At 35.4% G+C, this 4,495-nt stretch carries 5 protein-coding genes, 1 tRNA gene and 1 rRNA gene; 1 reads left to right on the forward strand and 6 read right to left on the reverse strand.

What is annotated here, in order from left to right:
• The 6 genes from JQM81_RS13220 to JQM81_RS13245 all read right to left on the reverse strand — a co-directional run.
• Window positions 1–131, reverse strand: a 16S ribosomal RNA gene (locus tag JQM81_RS13220); the annotation flags it as partial.
• Window positions 132–529: 398 nt separating this feature from the next.
• Window positions 530–617: transfer RNA gene (locus tag JQM81_RS13225), tRNA-Ser, on the reverse strand.
• A 71-nt stretch (window positions 618–688) separates the two neighbouring features.
• Window positions 689–1,402, reverse strand: a complete 714-nt coding sequence (locus tag JQM81_RS13230) for a lysophospholipid acyltransferase family protein (RefSeq protein ID WP_235234270.1) — start codon at window positions 1,400–1,402, stop codon at window positions 689–691.
• Window positions 1,402–1,950, reverse strand: a complete 549-nt coding sequence (locus JQM81_RS13235; protein WP_235234272.1) for a Fe-S-containing hydro-lyase — start codon at window positions 1,948–1,950, stop codon at window positions 1,402–1,404. Before JQM81_RS13235 ends, JQM81_RS13230 begins: the two co-directional genes overlap by 1 nt.
• Window position 1,951: 1 nt before the next feature.
• A complete protein-coding gene (locus JQM81_RS13240) occupies window positions 1,952–2,794 on the reverse strand; it encodes a fumarate hydratase (protein WP_235234273.1) in 843 nt (280 codons plus the stop codon).
• A gap of 86 nt (window positions 2,795–2,880) precedes the next feature.
• The gene (locus tag JQM81_RS13245; RefSeq protein WP_235234274.1) at window positions 2,881–3,660 is read right to left on the reverse strand and encodes a Uma2 family endonuclease; all 780 of its coding nucleotides are present in this window, start codon (window positions 3,658–3,660) and stop codon (window positions 2,881–2,883) included.
• A gap of 229 nt (window positions 3,661–3,889) precedes the next feature.
• On the opposite strand from JQM81_RS13245, the gene JQM81_RS13250 reads away from it, so the two are divergent.
• On the forward strand, window positions 3,890–4,342 hold the full coding sequence (locus JQM81_RS13250; protein ID WP_235234275.1) for a C-GCAxxG-C-C family (seleno)protein: 453 nt from the start codon (window positions 3,890–3,892) through the stop codon (window positions 4,340–4,342).
• Window positions 4,343–4,495 lie beyond the last annotated feature (153 nt).

Genomic DNA, 4,495 nt, shown 5'->3' on the forward strand with positions numbered 1-4,495 from the left:
TTACTCACCCGTCCGCCGCTCAGTCAATTAAGTCTTCATCCGAAGAATCATACTTAAGTGCTTCGCTCGACTTGCATGTGTTAAGCACGCCGCCAGCGTTCATCCTGAGCCAGGATCAAACTCTCGTTAAAAAATCTGAAATCCGTTTTTACACAGACTTTAGAATCAAGTTCATTCCAGGTCAAGAAAACTACTAGCTTTCTTATCCCTTTTACTGTTTTAAGGTCGACATTTAAATGTCTCGTTCTGAATTTTTCTCTTAAAGAAATCTTCAGGGTTGTTGTCTATTGTTTAATTATCAAGGTTCTTTTTATCTTTGTCTGTCTCTCACGAGTCAGCCTATACATAATACCATGTGTTCTTTTATATGTCAAGATGTTTTTTAATCTTTTTTCGATTTTTTTCAACATCTTTTTTTAACACAATATTCTGTATATATTTACCCTTTTTTCTTCTATATATGGGGTCTACATTAGCCATAAAAAACTGTCTGAAACTTTTTGTTCCAGACAGTCAATACTGACTAAAACGGAGAAAGAGGGATTTGAACCCTCGCGCCGGTCACCCGACCTACACCCTTAGCAGGGGCGCCTCTTCAGCCTCTTGAGTATTTCTCCAGCAGAAGTTATTATACTAGACCTTCTGCCTATTGTCAATCATTTTTTTCAGTATTTACAAAATACTTCATTTACAATGTATTTGCATTAATCGTTTGCTCAATACGTTGTTTTACCAATGCTGCTATTTCTTTTGTTTTCATATCTTTATAATCTTCATAATATAATGGTTCCAGAAAATGAACCTGAACCGTTACAGGGCTAATACTGTTTGTATCAAATGGTTTAAATGAATCTATTAATGCAACTGGTATGATTGGACATTGAGCCTTTGTCGCAGCTTTAAAACTACCACCCTTAAAATCACCTGGATGATTTCCATTTTTAGATCGTGTTCCCTCTGCAAATATAAGATAATTTCTTCCCTTTTTTACTTCATTTGCCACATCAATAATTACTTGCATCGCCTGACGAACATCTTCACGATCCAGCATATAGGCTTGCATACATGCAAATACTTGTTTTAAAAATTGAATATTAGAAACTTCTTTTTTTGCAACAACGGAAAATGGATATGGACACACATCTACAATCGCAAGAACATCGTATAATCCCTGATGGTTCGGGAAAAACATAAATCCTTGTTCTTTTGGTATATTTTCAAGGCCATGTGCATCTATTGTAACATTTCCACCTTTATTTGCCCTATGACAGATAAATTGTAACATCTTATAATGTTCTTTTTCTTCATATTTATCAACATAATGTGCATGATAACACAATTTTATCCACATAAACGGTACAAGGAAAATATTTCGAAATACCATTAATAATATTCTCTTCATTATCTTTGATACTCCTTAATCGCAGTTTCATATAAATTATTTCCTTCACAGTCCGCAACAACAATTACTGGAAAATTCTCAACTTCTAATTTCCGAATTGCTTCTGTGCCTAAGTCATCATAAGCAACAACTTCTGATGATTTGATACATTTTGACAATAATGCGCCTGCTCCACCTACAGCAGCAAAATAGACACTTTCATTTCTAACAACTGCATCCAGTACTTCTTTGCTCCTTTTTCCTTTTCCTATCATTGCTGATAAACCAAGATCAAGAAGTCTGGGCGCATATTTATCCATACGGCTTGCTGTTGTTGGTCCGGCAGAACCAATTGGACGTCCTTCTCTTGCAGGAGATGGTCCCATGTAATATATGACCTGATTTTCTATATTAATCGGAAGATTTTCTCCATTTGATAAGGCTTCATCCATCCGTTTATGCGCAGCATCTCTTGCAGTATAGATTGTCCCTGTGATATATACGTAATCACCGGCATGTAGCGAACGAGATACTTCTTTTGTTATTGGTGCTTTTATGTGCTTATCCATCTTATACCTCCCTGATAATGTGTCTATTTATGTGACAGCAAATGTTAATTCCAACCGGAAGTCCTGCGATATGAGTAGGATAAGTATTTACATTTACTGCAAGTGCAGTTGTTGTTCCTCCCAATCCACCTGGGCCAATACCTAATCTGTTAATTTTATCAAGCATCTCTTCTTCTAATTCTTTTACCCATGGAATATCTGAATGTGATCCAACCTCTCGAGTAAGTGCTTCTTTTGCCATAAGTGCGCATTTTTCAAAAGTTCCTCCTACTCCAACGCCTACAATCATCGGAGGACATGCATTCGGACCAGCATCTTTTACTGCAGTTAAAATTGCATTTTTTACACCTTCAATTCCATCTGCCGGCTTCAACATGAATACACGGCTCATATTTTCACTTCCAAATCCCTTTGGAGCAACTTTTATCTTTACTTTATTGCCTTCTACAATACTATAATGAATGATTGCAGGTGTATTATCCTTAGTATTTTCACGAAGGATCGGATCACCTACTACTGACTTTCTCAAAAAACCTTCTGTATATCCCTGGCGTACTCCTTCATTTATAGCATCTTCAAGACTTCCACCTTCAAAATGAACTTCTTGTCCAATTTCCATAAATATTACTGCCATTCCAGTATCCTGGCATATGGGAATCATATCTTTTGCTGCAATCTGAAGATTCTCCTGAAGTTGATTTAAAATCTGTCTGCCAAGAAGTGATTCTTCTGTTTTTACAGCGTTCTTCAAAGCTACATCCATGTCCTTTGACAGAAAATGATTCGCTTCTATACACATTTCTTTAATATTCTTTGTAATTTCACTTACATCGATTGTTCTCATCTACTTCCTCCTTCATTTGGGACGGGGGTTTTTCAAAAATACTCCGTCCCAAATTAATTTTACCCTGTCCCCACTGAATATACAAGTTAATATTCTGAATACTCTGTATCTTTATCTCTCTTATATAAAAAGCTTATATGATCATACACTTCCTGAAAATCAATCTCCAATTCATTATCCCATATACCAACTGGAATCTTTGCATCAAATCCATAAATTACCGGATAATTTTCTGTTTCAAAATTATATACAATAACCTTTTTTCTGTTCGGATCTATCATCCAGTATTCTCTTACCCCGGCATTTAAATATTTATTAAGCTTGATCACAGAGTCTCGTTTGGTCGATGAACGGGATATGACTTCAATAATAAAATCCGGAGCTCCATAAATACAGCGATTAATGATTTTATCCCTGTCACACACAATAACTACATCCGGCTGTACCATCGTCTTATTATCACAATCAAGCTGTACATCAATCGGTGATATCATCGGAAGACACTTTCCTTTTTTATCTAACACATGAGAAATCATCTTACTGTATATAAGTCCTGCTATTAGCTGATGTGCAGAGGTAGGAGATGACATATCGTATATCACTCCATCAATTAACTCGACACGCCTCTCATCCGGTATCTTATAATAATCTTCTAAAGTATATTCCCCTTGCTTCTTCACCTTATAAGAATTCTCAGGTTTCTTTAACACCTGCTCCAATGCACGAAGTGTCTCATATCTTGGTGAACTTGTTACTCCTGAAAAAATCTTCTGGATTGTACCTACAGGTACACCGGAAAGCTCCGAAAGTTGTGCATAAGTATAGCCAAGCTCTGTCTTTCGTTTTAACATTTCCTGAATTGTCATTTTAATCACTTCCATAATAAAATGTGAATCTGTAAGCATATTATATTTTATATATCACTATAAATCAACCATTTGTATTTTATTATATCCATAATATTTCCATTTTATATATTTGTGGAAATATTATGATTATATCTATAATTGACTCGCAAATATTTCTTTTAAAACAACCTCTATTGGTATAAAATACTAATTAAGAACAAGATAAAATCCAAAAAGGGGGATTATTATGACTACAAATATCAACATAGAGCAATTACAGAAGGATGCCGTAGATATTTTTAATGCTGGCTTTGCCTGTTCAGAATCTGTGATCTACGCTATCAGAAAGCATTTTGAGATAGATCTTTCTGATGATGCCATCGCTATGAGCTCAGGTTTTCCGTGGGGACTTGGTGGAGGCGGATGTATCTGCGGTGCGTTAGCAGGCGCAACAATGTGTATTGGTTATTTCTTTGGACGAAGAACTCCTGGAGATCCGAAAATCACAAAATGTTTTGCATTAACAAACGAAATGCATGACGCATTCAAAGATTACTGCGGAGGTACATGCTGCAGAGTTCTTACGAAAGGAAAAGAAAAAAATTCTCCTGAAAGAAAGGCTCAATGTACAGATTTTGTTTCCTTTACAGTAAAAAAAGTTGCTGAAATAATTATCCGTGAACTTGAATCTGAAAACTAATTACTGTCAAAAAGTTTACATAAAAAGAGCCTGTGAAAAAAACTCTGTAAATTAAACACTATAAAGGTCTTCTATGATAAAATATATTAAATCATAGGAGGCCTTTTATTATGGCAAACAGAAAAAAAGAAGTTTACAAACCAAAACCGATGA

Source organism: Faecalicatena contorta (genome assembly GCF_021531895.1).
Taxonomy (GTDB): Bacteria; Bacillota; Clostridia; order Lachnospirales; family Lachnospiraceae; genus JAFBIX01.

Excerpts from the sequence above, each read along its gene's own strand:
- JQM81_RS13245 (WP_235234274.1), bottom strand. The coding sequence starts at position 3,660 with ATGACAATTCAGGAAATGTTAAAACGAAAGACAGAGCTTGGCTATACT.
- JQM81_RS13240 (WP_235234273.1), bottom strand. The coding sequence starts at position 2,794 with ATGAGAACAATCGATGTAAGTGAAATTACAAAGAATATTAAAGAAATG.
- JQM81_RS13230 (WP_235234270.1), bottom strand. The coding sequence starts at position 1,402 with ATGAAGAGAATATTATTAATGGTATTTCGAAATATTTTCCTTGTACCG.
- JQM81_RS13250 (WP_235234275.1), top strand. The coding sequence starts at position 3,890 with ATGACTACAAATATCAACATAGAGCAATTACAGAAGGATGCCGTAGAT.
- JQM81_RS13235 (WP_235234272.1), bottom strand. The coding sequence starts at position 1,950 with ATGGATAAGCACATAAAAGCACCAATAACAAAAGAAGTATCTCGTTCG.